Below are 17030 nucleotides of genomic sequence, written 5' to 3'. Positions count from 1 at the left end.
GGCAAGACGTCCTGGGACAACTGCGTCCTCGCCCACCGCGAAGTGAACTCGCGCAAAGCCAACCGCCTGCCCCACGAAGCCGGCCTGCGCTTGCGCAAGCAACCGGTCGCGCCTCGGGTGGTGCCCGCGAGCGTGCTGATCCGCAACCACCACGGGGTCCGAGACTGGCAGCACTTCCTTGGCTGACGCGCATTCCACTCCGAGCCGCTGTGTGCCAATGGCAGACTGCGGCTCGCGTGGCGTCGAACAGTGGTGATCAAGGCTCGAGAACCTCCCGAATGGCCGGCATCATCCGCTCTTCGTTCCACCAGCGGACTGCATTTCGGATCATCGCTTCCTCGTATTCGTTCGCGGCCTTGTGACGCACGCCGGAGCGGTCGAACATCGGGTCGAAAACGAAGAATGGCTTCAGTTCCTCGGGCACCAACTTCCAGCCATCCCATGCCAGAATCCGCGGGTCGGGCACGAAGGTGAAGTCTGGCTTGTTCTGCGCTTCCCAAGCGCGATAGCGCGCGAGCAACTCGGTATCATCGCAGCGTGCCTCGGTTATCCCGATCAGCCCGTTTTCCAACCGGACCAAATGCCGCCAGAATTCGCGCGGGTAAGGGAGGAGGCCAGAATCTCCTCAAACCAGCTTTTGTTTTCGCGCCCGCTGAAGCGGAACCAATCGCCGGCGCGTCTGCAAACGCGAGTCTGCAAAAGGGAAGGCTGTGTATCCCGCTGTGTATCCCGGCGAAAAAACTCCGTGCCGCACTGTGCCGCTCCGTGCCGCATTTCAATCGCTCGCAAACCCTGATGTTTACTTGCCCGACAGGCATTCCGTGCCGCACCGTGCCGCACCGTGCCGCTTCCTGCCGCTCCATGCCGCTCTCTCTGTAAAAAATCGTCTCCCTGAATGGGGTTCAAGAGGTCGCTGGTTCGAATCCAGTCGGCCCGATTTGTTGGAATGCTGATAAACAGAGGATTCGCGGGCTATGACCAGTGAGGGCCTGGGTGCTCACCAAAGTTTCAATTCGCAGGCAAATCCAGCACACAACGAAAGCCGTGGTCGTAGTAGCGAAGCGTGGGCTCGTCGTGAGAACGACACGAGGCCAGCAGACTGTGGCGGTCGAGGTTCACCAACGAAGCACCCCGTAACACACGATCCTTGTGGTCTTCGTCGAACCATTCCTGGCACCATTGCCACACGTTGCCCCCCATGTCGTAGAGACCAAATCTATTCGCCACGTAGCTACCCACCGGCGAGGTCGTATAGCCGCTGTTGCTGGGAATTACCCGCGTTTTGATACCAGCCTCCAACGGATTTCGTTCCATCCTGGCGAAGATGCCCGCTTTCTCCGGTGGTCGTGATTGCGTGTCACTCGGAAACGCTTGATTGATCTTTCCATTCTTCTCACTCGGCAATTTGGCTGGGTCTTCCCTGGCTCCAATCTCGACGGCGCAACTCCATTCGTGGTCGGTCGGCAAGCGGTAATTGCACCCCGTCGGCAATCGCCCGGCTACTTGCTCGCGCTGGTTTAGCCATTGGCAGAAGAGTTGCGCGTCCTCCCAACTCACCATCACCGCCGGGTGCATCGGGCCTTGCTCGAAGTCCACCTTTGGCCACTCGCGTTTGGTTTCTCGCACAAACTCCGCGTAGTCCTGCACCCTTGTGTCCCACACGCTGAAAAGCACCTGATGACCGCCTGTCGGCCCACCGATGATAGGCACCGGCACGAATTTCATGCCGAAATAGTTTACGAAGGGTTGGTCCTTCGTGGCGGTGGCGGGTGTCGCTGCAGTGACGACTGGAGTTCCAGTCACCGCCACTTTCATTCCGCCTTCGCGCGCCGCTGCTTGGGAGATGGCGGGGTTGGTCGTTCCTACTGCGACTTCTCCCTTTTTCCACGGGCCAAAATAAATCGGCGCGGCGATGGCGGCGACCAAAGCTCCAACACCACCCATCCACGCGGCCATCGGCAGGCCGCGCTTTTTCTCCACTAAGGTGGGCTTCTGGGTGGCGGCTTCGGTGTCGGGCCCCCTCTCACCACCCATCGCGTCATACGCCCGCCGCAAATCAGCGATCACCTGCCCATGGTTCTGCTGCCGATTGGAAGGATGCTTTTGCATCATCTTCCCAACCCCATCAGACAAGACCTGCGGGCATTCAGGCCAGGCACTCCGTAGATTGGGCACCGGCCCATGGACATGCTTCAACATGATCGCCACGGCACTGTTACCTTCAAAGGGAGCCTGGCCGGACAACAGGTGATAGAGTGTGCATCCCAAGCTGTAGATGTCTGCTCTCAAGTCCACGTCTTTCATCGCCTCCACCTGCTCCGGGCTGATGTAGTGAGGCGTTCCCATGGATGCACCGGTCATCGTCAATTCTTGAGTTTTCCCGGCACACTTGGCCAACCCAAGATCTCCCAATTTCACTTCACCATCACTGGAGAGGAAGATGTTGTCCGGCTTGATGTCCCGGTGGATCAACGCCGCCTTGCGCCAGCCATATTCAAGCGCTGTTGCAACGTGGATGGCGATGGCAATGGCTTCCAGCGGATCAAGTCGCCCCTTGCGATTCAATCGAATCTTGGCCGACTCGCCCTCGACATACTCCATCGCAAACCAGTGCAGACCCCCATTCTCGCCCGCTGAGAATACCTGCACCAGATTCGGGTGGATAAGTCCCGCCGCCGCCTTGGCTTCCTGTCGGAAGCGAGCAACATATTCCGCATCCTCGGCCAGCGAAATTTGCAGCGTCTTGAGGGCCACGAAACGATCCAATGTGGTCTGCCTTGCCTTGTAAACCGCCCCCATACCGCCCTGTCCCAGGCGTTCGAGGATCTCAAATTCGCCGATCTGTTTGCCTTCAAGGCTCATGCGAGTTGCAGGCTAGTGGAAGCCACCGCGGCGGGGCGATGTTTTTCAGCGGGGCGCTCCCATCTGCGCTTCAATGTCGATCCGATCGCCGCCGGTAGCTTCAACCCTCTTGAATGGTTTTCAAGAGGCCGCTGGTTCGAATCCAGTCGGCCCGACCATTTTGGATCATCGGGTAAAACGTGGCTTGGCTCAGTGGGCGCTGACCGTATTCTCTTCCTCTGCCGGACGCCAAAAGCAGAACGGAATGCCGCGGATCGTCAAGCGCTCCTGCGGGCCGGGCGGGAGCTTCGCGACGATCTGCTCGGCGCGTGGGTCGCCCAGCCAGATAGCGCCACCGACCGGCGTGTTTTCGGGATCGGCGATCACCTCCACCCACTCGTCGGCGGTGAAAACGGCCGGGAGCAGTTCATGCCGGGCGTAGTACGGTAATTGGGGGCCGTAACTGGGGAGCAAGTTGCAGATGACCGCTACGTCCTGGCCGAACCACGTGCGCATGGCGTGACCGAGCTCCGGGATGAGATCGGGCGGCTCGGGGTTTTCATCGGTCAAAATGAGAAAGGGGCGGCGGAGCAACATGGTCTGTCTCTCGCCGGCGCAGACGAGAAAGCCGAGCAGCGCCAGCACGCCCGCCACGCTCCCCACGCGCACCAAGGCGCTCCTCGTCCCGCACCAGTGGCACAACGCGTCGAGGGCCACGGCCGCCATCATCGCCACGGGCACGGTGAAATAGAACGAAGCGTAGTCATGAATGGACGAGGCGTTGCGAAAGAGGACGATGTAGAGCGCGCTCATCACGAAGAAACACGCGGCGCTCCCGCCGAGCCAGCGCAGGGGCGATTCTCGAGAAGATCGCCGAACGATCACCGCTCCCGTCAACCCAAGGAGCCAGAGCGCAGCTTGAATGTGGGCCAGCAACAAGCTGCCGATCCTTGCCGACCAATCCCGCCAGGAGATCGAACTTGCCCCGTGCGCCATGCGATGGTTCATCGCCGCGAAAAGGTCGTGCCACGCATCGGGCCGCACCAGCCTGATCTGCAAAGCGAAGGTCGCAAGCGACACGGCCATCGCCACGAAGAGCCATCCTCGGCGACGGACGGAAAGCCGAGGGTGAAAACTGACGACGAGGACGAACAGATACCCGAGCCAAGCGGTCCACACGGCAAGGACGGCCACGGTGAGAAACACCCACCACCAACCACCCTCGCCGGTCTTCTCCCAATGGCGCAAGGCGAGCAACGCGCCCAGCATCCAGACGAGATTGACGGGCTCGAAGTTCACCATGCGCCCGTAGCGCAATTCCATCGGCAGGGCGGCGAAGGCGATCACCGCAAAGGCCGCCGCCCGCGCGTTCGTGCAATCCTTCACCAGCAGCCAGAGCAGGACTACGCCGAGGAAGGAAAAGACGACCGGCAGTAAACGCGCCACCCATTCCGCCTCGCCGAAGAGGGCAAACATCGCGGTCAGCATGAGGGACAGAAGCGGCGGGTGGTGCGTGTAAAAACCATCCGGCGGAATCGGCGGCGTGCCGAAGTAGAAGGCGGATGGCACGCCCGCCGTGGAAACGAGACCGGCAGCCAGCGTGTTATGCGCCGATTGCGACCAACAAGCCCCATTGCCATCTAACTGATCCGTCCACGGTGCGGTGAAGTCGCTGGCAAAGCTCCAGCCAAGCGCGCCCAAGGCCACGAGGAGGCCGAGCCACCAGATGCGGGAATGGGGAGCGAGAGTCATCGATTTTTGGGAGATACCTGGCCAACCGCCCCGCCCAGCATCTTCTTCGACACAGCGTCCGTCGATCCGCAAACCCGCCGCCTACTTCACGAAAGTGCTGCGGAAGTTCTCGGTATCTTCGCCCACGGGACCGACTTCCTTGCCATCGGGTTTGATGAGCCAGAACCAGTCGTAAGTGCCGCCGCCGATGAAATACTTGTGCTTCTGGATAAGCAGGCAGCCTTTGTAGTCACCATTGGGAACGATCTCGAGCCCGCTGCCATCGGTGAAGAAACGCTCCTTGCGCGTGGCGAGATCGATCACATGCACGGCGCCGGAAGTGGCCCACGCCGAGCTAATGAAATAAAGTCGGTGACCATCCGGAGAAAACTGCGCGCCGAGGATACCGGCGATGACCTGATGCATATCCTGGGATTCGCGACCGCGGACCAGCACGGCCGGCTTGCGGCCATCGCTCCCGACAAACCACAGCTCGGTGGCCTCGGCGTCGCCGGACCCCGTGGCGACGATCTTGTCCGGCGTGCCGCGGACGAAGGCGACCTGTTTGCCATCGGGCGAAAGCGCGGGCGCGGAATCGTGACCGCTGTCGGTGAGTTGCTTGCGGAGACCGTCGGTACTGACGAAGACAATGTTGCCCTTTTCCTCGACCACGCTTTGCGCGCGGAGTGAAAGAGCGGACGCAACCAGCGACACCGCAAAGAGCACATCCAACCGAAAGAAGTTCATACAGTCGATTAACGGCTAGTTTTCACTGTGCTCAAGCGAAATGAGCCTCCTAGGTAGTGTTCACGGGTTGCCGGTTCGCTTCCTCGAACGGCGCCCCATTTGCAGAGGCCAATTCGTGCGCGGGCATTTTGCTCCATTTTCAGTTTTGGGTTTCTTTCGTGGTGCCCCGAAGGGACTCGATGTAATTCTTGAAATTCTCGAGCCGGGCTTTGATGCGTTGCAGCAGGTCAGCGGGATCGCCCCATCCCGATTCCGGGGCATACTTCATTTTGAATGAGACGAGCGTCTTGTTCCCCGGCAGCGGATCGAACCCGACCACACCGGAGCTTTCCGCGCCCGAGACGGTCCGCCAGGCCATCCGCCGATTCGGAATGCGCAGCGCAATTTGCAAAACGGATTCGTACTCTTTGCCGCCCCGGTCGACGCGCCAGTAAAAGCGGTCCCCCTCAATGCGCCTCACTTCACGAACAGCGCGCATAAATTGCGGAAACTCCTCCACGCGGACCCAGTGGTCATAGATCTCCGCCGCTGGGGCGTTCACGAGGATAGAGGCGCCGACAGAATTAATCGAATGATAGGATTCCAGTTTCATGTGTGGCATGGAAACTCGCCATCGTTCGCAGGCGAAGTCGTCGGGCCGCACCAGCCCGCCGCGCCTGCCGTTATGGGAGTCACTGGGTTAGACGGCCTGTTCGTCGAGCGCGTTCAATCATGACGTTGGCAGCCCAGGGCGATTTGCACAGCGATCTTCGCGGGATGCCACCCGGGCTCGCGGTCAGCGTCAACCGCCGGTGATCGCTTTGCGCACAGTGGCGAGCGGGGCGGTATCGTCGAAGGTGACGGTGTGGCCTTGCGGGCGCACGCCGAGTTGCTTCCACACCGCGGAAAGATCGACGCGCACCGGCTTGTCCTTCATTTCATCGTACAATTCGCGGAGCACGGGGACACCCGTAGCGGCGTCGCCCGCCGCAATGATGCGGTCGATACTCCACGAGGTCTCGATGCTGCCCCCGGCGGCGAGGATGCCGCGCAAGGCGTGCTCCAGTCCGCGACGATTGCCGGTGCGCCGGCGGATCTCGATATCGGCCCGCAGGCAGAACATCGCGCCGCCATAATAGGTGCGGCCCCAAGTCGGCGTGTGATCGAGGCCGCGATCCCCTTTCTCCGGCTGGCCCTGCGGAAAGTTTTCCACCATTTCGTTCCAGACATGCGCGGGCGTGAGCTGCCCGGCGCGAGCACGAGCGATCGGCTCGACGTACGTGGCCAGCCCCTCCTCCAGCCAGTGCTGGCGCTCGGGGACGTTGGGCAGCGCGAGATGGACCATCTCGTGGACGAGCACCCAATCGTCGGAGAGATCGGCGGCCGTGGCGTCGCGCCCGAGGGAGATCTTGATCAGCGCCCCCTCCCAGCCGAATGTCTCCCCACCTTCAGGCGTATGCCCCGCTCCGGGCGTGATGCGCAGACGAACGTGGTGCACGGGGAAAGCGCCGTAGTAGGTGGTCACCGCTTTGGCGGAGGTCTTGATCCAGGTATCCGTGACCTCGCGAAGCGCCGGGGCGGGCGCCGTGGTAAATTGCATGTCGATCGAAGCACCGCCGATGTGGATGTCTTCGGCTCGACAAAGGCCGGCGAGGCAATTCAACCCGACGAACAGCGCGCTAAAACGAAGTGAGTGCGGCACGCAGCGATCATCGCCGCGATCCGACGGCGGTCAATCGCCCGCGCGATCCTATTAGGGAGTCGCCGTGGAGAGGGCGTAGCGCCAGTACCACTGGATCCATTCCGGGCCGGTGAAAAGCCAGATGAGCGCGCCGAGCGCCAGGTAGGGGCCGAAGGGAATCTTCGCCGACCACTCCCGCCGACCGATGGCAATGGTGAGAAGCCCGATTACCGCGCCGACGCTTGAGGCGCCCATGATGGTAAAGACGACCGCTTTCCAGCCGAGGAAGGCGCCGATGCAGGCGATGAATTTCACATCGCCCATGCCCATCGCCTCGCGGGGCAGCGTCACCTCGGTGACCTCGCCCCGGATCTCGTCCACTTTCAACAATTCCCATTTGCGCCCGTCAATATGAAGCCAGTCGCATTCGCAGCGCACGACGGCGTTTTCGAAGCGCTCGCCATCGATCTCGATCCAGGTGCACTGCAAGTGCAGTTGCTCATTGCCGCGGTAGAAAAACTCGCTCCACAGCATCTTTTCCTCCCCCACGGTGAAATCGGCTTCCTCGCCATGGCGAATCCACGAGAGCGGCGCGGCCTGGTCAAAAGTCAGGCGCTTTTTGCCAAAGGCCATCTTGCCCAGCCGCGTCACCAACCAGAGCGTGCCGTAGCCCACCCCGGCACCGACCAACGACCAGAAGCCGCTGGCGAGATTCGTCTGCTGGTCCTGCATCGCGGGAATGGCGAGGCTGAGCACCACCCCGGCCACCGTCCCGCCGAGGGTGATTTCATCGGGGATGATGAAGTGCTCGAAATCGATGAACGTGGCGACGATGAAGAGCGCGCCCATGATCCAGTAAGGCAGCGCGAGCAGCCAGGGATCCGGCGGCCAGCCCGGGCGACCCCATGTCCACACCTTCAGCCAGATCGCGAGGAAAAGCAGGCCCGTGAGGAATTCCACCCCGAAGTAGCGGAACGAGATGCGGGACCCGCAATTCGCGCACTTGCCGCGCAGCACCAGCCAGGTGACGAGCGGGATATTGTGATGAAACGGGATCTGATATTTGCAGCTCGGGCAGAAGGAACGCTTGGGCTCATTGACAGACAGACCCAGCGGCATGCGGTAGATGCAGACGTTGAGAAAGGAGCCGATCGACGCGCCCAGGATAAAGGCGAAGGCGGCAAAAACGTATTCGTAATAAGGAGGGAACACCGCGCGCAAGCAAAGCAGTGTCCGTGCCCGCGTCAATCCGCCAGTCGCGCAGACTGCTCCCGATCACCGCTTGTCATCGCTGGGCGCTTTTGCCACAAAGCCTAGGTCATGAAATCCCCCCTCCTCCCCATTGCAGCCATTCTCGCGGTCGTGGCCGGCCTTGCCGGAACATTGCGCGCCGAGAACGACCCGATTTCGATCCGCGTCGAACAGTTCACCAAGAGCGACATGAACCCGAAGGATATCATCAACCGGAACCATAGCCGGACGGTGAACGTCTTCGTGACGAACAATTCGGGCGAGGTAGCCGAGGTGAAGATCAAGCGCATCGTCTTCGGCCGGGGCCTGCTCAGACATGATCTCGTCACCCTCGCGGAAGGAGAGACCCCCTACACCGCCAAGCCGCATACCACCGAAAAAGTCGGCACCGGAGAGGCGACGGTCACCTCCGTCGAGCAACACTGGGACAAGAAGGCCAAGAAGATGATCGATGCCACGGGAGCCACCATCGTCGGGATCGGCGTGCAAGTGTTCCAAGGCGCCAACCTGGTCGCCGAGTTTTACGACCCACCGAGCATGAAGGAGCAATGGGGCAAGACGATGCCGATGCCCGGCACCCCGCTGGCGGCGGCCAAGGCCAAACCACCGGCGGCGCCACCGGCGAAGAAGTAAGGCCAGCGCTCAGGGCGTAGCCGGCTTGGGCAGCAGCCAGCGCTCTTCCACGATCTCGCAGAGCGTGTGCAGGAGGAATTTGTGCGCCTCCTGGATGCGCGCGGTAATCGTGCTGGGAACGATGAGGTCGATCCCAGCGAGCCCGCGCGCCCGGCCACCGTCCCGGCCGAGCAGAGCGATGGTATGCAGCCCGGCGATATTCGCCGCGGCAATCGCCGACAGGATGTTCGTGGAATTGCCGCTCGTGGTGATGACCACGAGCACGTCGCCTTTTTGACCGAAGGCGCGCACCTGCCGCGCAAAGACTTCATCGTAGCCGTAGTCATTGCCGGTCGCGGTGAGCAGGCTGCCGCACGCAGCCAGGTTGAGCGCCGGGTACGGCCGGCGATCGGTCACGAAGCGGCAGGCAAACTCAGTGGCAAAATCCGCCGCGTCCGCCGCACTGCCGCCGTTGCCGCAGACGAGCAGCTTGCCGCCGCCCACGAGGCAGCGGCCGACCAGTTCCGCCGCACGTTCATGCGCGGGCTGGAGGGGGCGCAGCGACTCGATCGTCGCGGTGGCGTCATGGATGGCTTTCTCGAAGAGGGTCATGGAAAAGTTGCCGAGGCTACGAGCGACCGGGCGCGGTGCCAACCCGTTTTGTGCGCCATGAATCAGACCACAGCCCCCATTTAAAAAAACTCGCACCTTAAATCGGCTTAAGAGGGCTTAAGGCACCTTAAATGGGCTTCTTTTTCGTCGCCCGGGACTCCTCGATTGCATCGGCCTCGTGGCACCGGTCTTCAGGCACCATCGCCAAATTTTCGCACCTTGATTCACCTTGATTCGGCTTGATTCGAGCAAGGTCTGACACCTCTTTGGGGTGAGCCGTTTCCGGCATCAGTTCCGGTGGTGTCGCTGCGCTCAACCACCGGCGATGGGCGCTGGGATGCCTCCGGCATTGAACAGAGAAATCAAGCGATTCCACGAGGCGCCACCGGCGTTCACCGTGGCGGAGCGTTCGTTGAGTTTCCGGTGGATGGTTGGCGGGAAGTGAGCGACCCGGCCGTAGTGAGCGTGTTGGAAAATCCTCGCAGTTCATGCGGGGAAGTGTGCCATGACCCGGCGCAAAAAGTGCATCGCTCCATTGGTTCCATTGGCTCCATTGCGGAAAATCCACTTTGCGCACCTCAAAACAGGGACCGCGGCCGCAAGATCGCGCTCCTGATTGATGGAATTCGAGGGACGAGGACGAGAACGAGGAGGAGGAGGAAGAATAGCCGCCAGGGCCGCTTTTCACCACCCGGCCTGCCGCACGTAACTGGTCTTGAAGCGCCCGATATTCGCCGAGGGCAGCCGCGTGTCCTTGCTGCCGGGTTGCATATCCGCCGCCATGCTCAAGGGGCGGACGCTGCCATCGAGAAACGCGGCCAGCGCCTCGGTTCCGTGCCGGAAATGAGCCGTCGTCTGCGTGTCGCTGATCATGTAAAATTCCTCGACCATCGGTTTTTTCGGCGTGGCGGGAGACTGGAAAGTGTTCACCTGCGCGCAGGTCGCGAACACGACCATCTGCGCCGGCGAATCCACTTGCAGGGCGCTGCGGGCCTTCCCCTTGGAGTCGGCGGCCAGCACGGTGTTGTAGCCGTACCCGTAGTTGCCATTCTTGTACTTCGGTTTCAGGCTTCGGCCGGAGTTCGCCAGCGCCGGGTCGGTCTTCACCCCGCCCGAGGCCATGACGTAGGGGCCCAACGGCCCCTTGGAATAGTCGGCCGTGCGCTTGCCCTCTCCCGCAGCCATCGACTGGAAACTCTCCAGACCGTACCACCATTGCATCCCGTTTGGAGTCGAGAGCTGGTAGGGCCAGAATGCATTGTCGTTATCGTTGAGATAAGCCCGGCCGCCTACGATCAGTTCGGTGAGCGAATGCGCACTGATCGCCCGTGCGCTGGCGACCTTGGCCTGCGAGATCACGGGCATCAAAATGGCCAGGAGGATGCCGATGATGGTCATCACCACCAGCAATTCGATCAGGGTGAAACCTCTTTTCACGGGCAGGAGTTTTGATTTCAGGCCGCCCGGCGTCTGCGGCGGGAGGCGAGGCCTAAAGCACCGACCGCCAGGAGGCCAACTGCGGATGGCTCGGGTGCGGACGTGGGAAAGCCTGGCTCCGGAATGGTGTAGTTCTGCAAATCGGTCGTGAAACTTAGCGCCCACCATGAGTTATTAGTAAGCGAATCAAATCCCACCCCTGAGACCGCAGGATAGCTCCCATCCCAAGCGCCTCCATGGTAAGGATTCCCGTCTCCGGTCAACTCGCCCCAGAATCCGGTATACCAACCTTCCCGGTAGTGATCACCGGCAAACGGAGCGTGACCGTTTTCCGGACCTCCGAGGTCTCCCGGCGTCCCGATAGTGGGCGTTCCTCCCAAGCCTGTTAGATCGTAGTAAATCGAGTAAATCCCATAACTGGGCGCGTCGGAGTAGAGAGGATGCGGCGTGATGGTCAAACGGTTATCTGCTGCGTCGATCGCCTGAATCATGTCCAGCACGGTCGGAGCGCCGCCCGACCACTTGAACCCCCAGACCAACGCATCGGGCGTGGGGCCGTCATTCCAATTGAGGACGAAGGCGGCTTCATTGGATCCGGAGCCGACCCAATATTGAATGTTGGAGAAATCAAACGAGTCAGCGTGAACGGCAGCGGTCCAAAACAGCGCCAGGGCGAGAAGAGGGTATTTTTTCATGTAATCAGCAGTGGGTGTCAGGAGTTGAGTGGGTCGTTGGCGAAAGGGGCGGGATTGGGGCGCTTCTTTGGTCTGGTGCGCTGCCAGCGCCGGAGAAGGACCACGCCCATGCCCGCGGAGAGAAACAGCGCGCTTCCCGGTTCGGGAACGGTCTGCACACGCGCGATGGCGTCCACATAGCCGGCGCCGGAGGTGCCCTGGATCTCGATGTACGAGACCGCAGCGAGATTGACGGGATTCCCGCCACTGTCCTGGGCCCAGCCCAGGGAAAACGACGCGCCGCCGGCGGAGCCGTTGTAGAGCGAGAGTGCCTGCGCCTGGTTCAGCCCAACGAAGCTGGAGATCGTAAACGCCGGATTCACCGGCAAAAGCGGATTGCCACTGCCTTGCGTGGGCAACCAATCATCCGCGCCGTAGCCATTGGGCACGGCCAGTTGGTAATAGGTGACGTTGTCCTGACTGACCCACACGGACAGGCCGGCATGACCGACCGAACCGGTGATCGCGGAAGGAGGGGTGAAAAACTCGTTGCCGAAGATGGTGAAATCCATCCCGAAGGCGTGATTGACCGGGTCGTTCAGGATCGGCGTGCTAAACCCGAGTTTCAGGTAGCCGCCGTTCCCGACGCCGACGATCTGGGTATTCTTGTAGGCCGGATAAACTATGCTGTAGGGCGTGCTGCCATCTACACCGGAAATCGGTGCACCCAGCGCGACGCTGGGAATATTGAAGGCCGGACTGGTGCCCGAGCCTTGAGAGTAGTCCACGAATACATCCGCGTAGTCATTCGCGGCGTGAACGATCCCCAGCGGGATCAGCGATGCGCCCAGCAGGAGGGCGCGAAGGTAGTTTTTCATTTGGTCTCTGTTTGTGAAGAAGAGACCAATTGCTTTGCGACGGATCGCCCGGGCAGCCTCAGCGAAGGGCTGAGACGCAGGCGCGCCGTGGAGGCTTTCGATCCCTCATTCTTCTTTGGTTGCGAAGAAGTTTTTGGACGCGCCGGTCCGCACATACGGCGGCGCGAATGAGAGTGGACCGGGGAAATATTCTGGCTCCTGGCTTACGGCGGCTCTCGTCGCATTTGGCATTTTGCCAAACACTCGATTGCCCGCCATCCTTCTCCCCGCCTTCACCACCGGGACATCCGGCGATTGGCTAAATGGGGAGTCGTATCCAGTTACAGCAGCGCAACTGCTTCCGATTTTCACGGAATTCCTTCCATCGATCTACTAACGTTGAACTCGCAAAGAACTGGGTTGAGCTTGCCGGAGAGGGACGCCGCAGGGCAAGAAAATTGCGACCCGAGCCGTCAGAGAAGATGGCTGAGAAATGCGCATTTTTGGCGATAAATACGGCAAATTCCGCAATGGAGCCAACTGGGCCAATGGAGCCAACCCAGCCAATGGAGGCACCGATTTTCCTCATTGCTTGCGCGGTACTTCGCCCTCAATGTGAGGGCGATGTTTGCCGCGCTTTTCCTTTTAGTCATCGTTGTCGCCTATCGTATTCTCTCCGGTTTCCTGGGGAGTGACGATTACACTTGGCTGCACAATTTCGCCCCGGTGGCGGCGGTGGCCCTCTGTGGCGCGGTCTATCTGCCCCGGCGCATCGCGGTGGTGCTGCCGATCGCGATGCTCTTCATCAGCGACGTTGTGCTGAACCTCTTTCACTACCACCAGCCGCTCTTCACCTTCGACATTCTGCCCCGCTACGTGGCGCTGGCCCTCATTTCGCTCCTCGGTTTCGCCCTCCGCGGACGCTCGAGCATACCTCGTTTGCTGGGCGCGAGCTTGATCGGTTCCGTGCTCTTCTTCGTCATCACGAACACCGGCTCCTGGATCTACCAGCCCCTCTACCCCAGGACCGGCGCCGGGTGGTTGCAGGCGATGACGTCCGGGCTTCCCGGGTATCCGTCCACGTGGTGGTTCTATCGCTACACGCTGATCAGCGATCTCTTCTACACGCTCCTTTTCGCGGTTTGCATGTCGGTGCAGTTCAAGGGTGAAGCTCAGCCCCAGGCGGCTGGGGAACTGGCGCGGTCGTAGGGGAAACGGAGGTTTCCAGTTCGAGTTTCGCGCGGGGGCGTGTCCTTTCGGGGCCGGTCGAAACGTCATCCCGGAGACGCCAGGCAAAACATCCATTTGTGACGTTTCCTGTCCTTGACAGAATCGTTCCCAGATATTGATTAACGACCTGTAATTTCCATGGCATTACTTATTTCCCCTACCCTGACTATTGGCGCCATGGTCAGGCGCTCGTAACACCCTCGTCCCGGACCCAACTCTCGCCGATCCCCGACTTTTTTTTGCTTATGTGGAAACGAATGATTCTGATGCTGGTGGTGGTTTTCGTGTGCATCGCCGGCATCGCCTTATGGAAGGTCATGAAGGTTCGCGAGGCCATCGCCGCGCATGCCCATTTTGCCATGCCACCCGCCGCCGTGACCACCGTGGTCGTCAAGGGGCAGACCTGGCAACCGGTGCTCAGCGCCGTGGGTTCGCTCAAGGCGGTCAATGGCGTGACCGTGAGCACCGACCTCGCGGGCATCGTCTCGGAGATCAAATTCGAATCCGGCGCCGCGGTGAAAAAGGGTGACCTCCTCATCAAGCTCGATACCCAGCAGGAAGACGCGCAATTGCACGCCGCCGAGGCCAAGCTCGAATTGGCGAAGCTCGACCTCGAACGCAAGCGCGACCTGATCGCGAAGAAGACCATCTCGCCTTCGGATTGGGACTCCGCCCAGAGCGAATTCCACCAGATGGAGGCCTCGGTCGACGAAGCCAAGGCGGTCCTCGCCCGCAAGCGGATCACGGCGCCCTTCGACGGTTACCTCGGCATCCGCCAGGTAAACCTGGGCCAGTATTTGAATCCGGGCGCGGCCATCGTCCCGCTCCAGTCGCTCGACCCCATCTACGTCGAATTCAACCTGCCGCAGCAGAACCTCAGCCAGCTCACGGTGGGCAAGAAGCTGCGCATTCGCGCGGCGGACATCGCCACCGACGCCTTCGAGGCCGAGATCAACGCGGTCGACTCCAAGGTCGACGATTCCACGCGCAACATCATGGTCCAGGGCACGGCGCAAAATCCCGACCACAAGCTGCGCCCCGGCATGTTCGTGAACGTGGAGGTGCTGCTCCCCGAGACCGAGGGCGTCCTCGCCATTCCCGTTTCTTCCATCAATTACGCGCCCTACGGCGATTCGGTGTATGTCGTGAAGCCCGCGGCCGACGGCAAGCCGGGCCAGGAAGTGGAGCAGCAGGTGGTGAAGCTCGGCCCGAAACGCGGGGACCAGGTCTCAGTGCTCTCTGGTCTCAAGGACGGCGACGAGGTCGTGACCTCCGGCGTCTTCAAGCTGCGCCCGCACGCTGCGGTGCAGGTGAACAATGCCGTGATGCCCGATAACAGCCTGACCCCCAAGCCGAAGGACACCTAGGCGCCGCTCACCGATGAAGTTTACCGACCTTTTCATCCGCCGCCCGGTCGTCGCGACCGTGCTCAGCCTGCTCATTCTCGTGGCGGGTTTGCAATCGATCCGCAACCTGAACGTGCGGCAATACCCGCGCAGCGATATCGCCACCGTCACGGTGAAGACCTTTTTCGTCGGCGCCGCCGCGGACCTCGTGCGCGGCTTCGTGACTACGCCGCTGGAAAAGGCCATCGCCAGTGCGGATGGCATCGATTACCTCGAATCGCAGAGCGCGCAGGGGCTGAGCATCATCACCGTTCACCTCAAGCTAAACTACGACACCAACGCCGCGCTCACGCAGATCCAGTCGAAGCTCGCGCAGGTGCGCAACGATCTCCCGCCCGAGGCGCAGGCGCCGACCATCGAACTGCAGATGAGCGACAGCCAGTTCGCCATCATGTACATCAGTTTCGACTCGGAGAACCTCGATCCGAGCCAGATCACCGATTACCTCACCCGCGTGGTGCAGCCGAAGCTGACGGCGATCAGCGGCGTGCAAAAGGCGGACATCCTCGGCGCCCGCCTCTTCGCCATGCGCATCTGGCTGAAGAGCGACCGCATGGCCGCATTGAACGTCTCGCCATCGCAGGTCCAGGCCGCCCTGACGGCCAACAACTACCTCTCCGCCCTCGGCACGACCAAGGGCTCGATGACCCTCATCGACCTCATCGCCAATACTGATCTGCACACGCCGGCGGAATTCGCCCAGCTCGTCGTCCGCCAGCAGAACAACACCATCGTCCGCCTGAGCGACATCGCCGACGTGGAACTCGGCGCCGAAGATTACGACATGGATGTGCGTTTCAACGGGCAGAAGGCCACCTTCATGGGCATCTGGGTCATGCCCACTGCAAACTCTCTCGACGTGATCAACGCCGTGCGCGCGGCCTTGCCGGACATCCAGAAGCAATTGCCCGCCGGCATGAAGATGGACGTGCCCTACGACGGCACGCGCTACATCCGCGACGCCTTGAAAGAGGTCGTCCACACGCTCTCCGAGACACTGCTCATCGTGGTGGTCGTCATCTTCCTCTTCCTCGGTTCGGTGCGGGCGGTGATCATTCCGGTCGTCGCCATTCCGATTTCGCTCATCGGCGCGGCGTTCATCATGCTCGCCTTCGGCTTCACGCTGAACCTGCTCACGCTGCTCGCCATCGTGCTCTCGGTGGGCCTGGTGGTCGATGACGCCATCGTCGTCGTGGAAAACGTGGAGCGCCATCTGCACCTCGGCGAACCGCCGTTCATGGCCGCACTGAAAGCGGCCCGCGAACTGATCGGCCCGATCATCGCCATGACGATCACGCTGGCCGCGGTCTATGCGCCCATCGGCATCCAGGGCGGCCTCACCGGCACGCTCTTCCGCGAGTTCGCCTTTACCCTCGCCGGCGCGGTCATCGTCTCCGGCGTCGTGGCGCTCACGCTTTCGCCGATGATGTCCTCGCGGCTTTTGCGGGCGGGCGATTCGCACAAGGGATTCGCAGGCTGGATCAACCGCCGCTTCGATGGCATTCGCGAGCGCTACTTGCGCCTGCTCACCAACTCGCTCCGCTGGCGGCCGGTCACGCTCACCCTTGCATCGATCGTCATCCTGCTCGGCATTCCTTTTTACCTTTTCACCATGAAGGAACTCGCGCCCAAGGAAGATCAGGGCGTGATCCTCGGCATCGTCAACGCCGCGCCCAACTCCACCATCGAGCAGACCTCCCGTTACACCGAGGCGGTGGACGCGGTCTTCAAATCGATCCCGGAAAACCTGCACACCTTCCAGCTCACGCAGCCGTTCACCGGTTTCGGCGGCATGGGCTTGAAACCGTGGAGTGAACGCCATCGCACCGCCGAGCAAATCGTCCAGGAAGTCTTCGCCAAGACCTCGAAGATCGCCGGCATCCAGGTCATCGCCACCACGCCCGAGCCGCTCCCCGGCGGCAGCAATTTCCCCGTCGAGTTCATCATCAACTCGACCGCCGAACCACGCGAG

General features: G+C 61.3%; 15 protein-coding genes, 1 pseudogene and 1 riboswitch. Of the genes and pseudogenes, 5 read left to right on the top strand and 11 right to left on the bottom strand.

The features are described 5' to 3' along the window. Nucleotides 1-186 (top strand): annotated as a pseudogene (locus ABJF10_RS18830) (HNH endonuclease); the annotation flags it as partial. Nucleotides 187-256: 70 nt separating this feature from the next. Here the strand turns inward: ABJF10_RS18830 and ABJF10_RS18825 are convergent. The 7 genes from ABJF10_RS18825 to ABJF10_RS18795 all read right to left on the bottom strand — a co-directional run bounded on the left by ABJF10_RS18825 (nucleotide 257) and on the right by ABJF10_RS18795 (nucleotide 8191). Next, nucleotides 257-580 (bottom strand): hypothetical protein, encoded by a 324-nt coding sequence (locus ABJF10_RS18825; protein ID WP_348546145.1) that lies wholly within the window; start codon nucleotides 578-580, stop codon nucleotides 257-259. A gap of 428 nt (nucleotides 581-1008) precedes the next feature. Continuing rightward, nucleotides 1009-2862: a bifunctional serine/threonine-protein kinase/formylglycine-generating enzyme family protein gene (locus ABJF10_RS18820; RefSeq protein ID WP_348546144.1), complete on the bottom strand. Its 1854-nt coding sequence runs from the start codon at nucleotides 2860-2862 to the stop codon at nucleotides 1009-1011. A 189-nt stretch (nucleotides 2863-3051) separates the two neighbouring features. Continuing rightward, nucleotides 3052-4593, bottom strand: coding sequence for a glycosyltransferase family 39 protein (locus tag ABJF10_RS18815; RefSeq protein ID WP_348546143.1), 1542 nt, complete (start codon nucleotides 4591-4593; stop codon nucleotides 3052-3054). 81 nt (nucleotides 4594-4674) lie between these two features. Beyond that, the gene (locus tag ABJF10_RS18810; protein ID WP_348546142.1) at nucleotides 4675-5319 is read right to left on the bottom strand and encodes a hypothetical protein; all 645 of its coding nucleotides are present in this window, start codon (nucleotides 5317-5319) and stop codon (nucleotides 4675-4677) included. Between the two features lie 139 nt (nucleotides 5320-5458). Next, nucleotides 5459-5911: an SRPBCC family protein gene (locus tag ABJF10_RS18805; protein WP_348546141.1), complete on the bottom strand. Its 453-nt coding sequence runs from the start codon at nucleotides 5909-5911 to the stop codon at nucleotides 5459-5461. Between the two features lie 189 nt (nucleotides 5912-6100). Further along, nucleotides 6101-7000 (bottom strand): hypothetical protein, encoded by a 900-nt coding sequence (locus ABJF10_RS18800; RefSeq protein ID WP_348546140.1) that lies wholly within the window; start codon nucleotides 6998-7000, stop codon nucleotides 6101-6103. A gap of 51 nt (nucleotides 7001-7051) precedes the next feature. Continuing rightward, the gene (locus ABJF10_RS18795; protein WP_348546139.1) at nucleotides 7052-8191 is read right to left on the bottom strand and encodes a prepilin peptidase; all 1140 of its coding nucleotides are present in this window, start codon (nucleotides 8189-8191) and stop codon (nucleotides 7052-7054) included. Nucleotides 8192-8299: 108 nt separating this feature from the next. Between ABJF10_RS18795 and ABJF10_RS18790 the strand changes: the two genes are divergently transcribed. Next, nucleotides 8300-8863 carry a hypothetical protein gene (locus tag ABJF10_RS18790; protein ID WP_348546138.1) on the top strand — a complete coding sequence of 188 codons (564 nt, stop codon included), beginning with the start codon at nucleotides 8300-8302 and terminating at the stop codon, nucleotides 8861-8863. A gap of 9 nt (nucleotides 8864-8872) precedes the next feature. Here ABJF10_RS18790 and ABJF10_RS18785 read toward each other — a convergent pair whose 3' ends face one another. The 4 genes from ABJF10_RS18785 to ABJF10_RS18770 all read right to left on the bottom strand — a co-directional run bounded on the left by ABJF10_RS18785 (nucleotide 8873) and on the right by ABJF10_RS18770 (nucleotide 12443). After that, complete coding sequence (locus ABJF10_RS18785) at nucleotides 8873-9454, bottom strand: SIS domain-containing protein (RefSeq protein ID WP_348546137.1); 582 nt, start codon at nucleotides 9452-9454, stop codon at nucleotides 8873-8875. Nucleotides 9455-10138: 684 nt separating this feature from the next. Next, nucleotides 10139-10891, bottom strand: coding sequence for a type II secretion system protein (locus ABJF10_RS18780; protein WP_348546136.1), 753 nt, complete (start codon nucleotides 10889-10891; stop codon nucleotides 10139-10141). A gap of 17 nt (nucleotides 10892-10908) precedes the next feature. After that, nucleotides 10909-11586: a PEP-CTERM sorting domain-containing protein gene (locus ABJF10_RS18775; protein WP_348546135.1), complete on the bottom strand. Its 678-nt coding sequence runs from the start codon at nucleotides 11584-11586 to the stop codon at nucleotides 10909-10911. A gap of 17 nt (nucleotides 11587-11603) precedes the next feature. Further along, entirely contained in the window at nucleotides 11604-12443 is an 840-nt protein-coding gene (locus ABJF10_RS18770) for a PEP-CTERM sorting domain-containing protein (RefSeq protein ID WP_348546134.1), read from the bottom strand. A 163-nt stretch (nucleotides 12444-12606) separates the two neighbouring features. Continuing rightward, nucleotides 12607-12846, bottom strand: a riboswitch (cobalamin riboswitch). A gap of 200 nt (nucleotides 12847-13046) precedes the next feature. Between ABJF10_RS18770 and ABJF10_RS18765 the strand changes: the two genes are divergently transcribed. The 3 genes from ABJF10_RS18765 to ABJF10_RS18755 all read left to right on the top strand — a co-directional run. After that, nucleotides 13047-13631 (top strand): DUF6580 family putative transport protein, encoded by a 585-nt coding sequence (locus ABJF10_RS18765; RefSeq protein ID WP_348546133.1) that lies wholly within the window; start codon nucleotides 13047-13049, stop codon nucleotides 13629-13631. 278 nt (nucleotides 13632-13909) lie between these two features. Next, nucleotides 13910-15019, top strand: coding sequence for an efflux RND transporter periplasmic adaptor subunit (locus ABJF10_RS18760; RefSeq protein WP_348546132.1), 1110 nt, complete (start codon nucleotides 13910-13912; stop codon nucleotides 15017-15019). Nucleotides 15020-15032: 13 nt separating this feature from the next. After that, nucleotides 15033-17030, top strand: a 1998-nt coding sequence (locus tag ABJF10_RS18755) for an efflux RND transporter permease subunit (RefSeq protein WP_348546131.1), incomplete at its 3' end; no start/stop codon positions are given.

The organism is Chthoniobacter sp. (assembly GCF_040003245.1).
Lineage (GTDB): Bacteria > Verrucomicrobiota > Verrucomicrobiia > Chthoniobacterales > Chthoniobacteraceae > Chthoniobacter.
The sequence above is the reverse complement of the archived record's forward strand: the minus strand, read 5'-3'. Positions and strand labels throughout refer to the sequence as shown.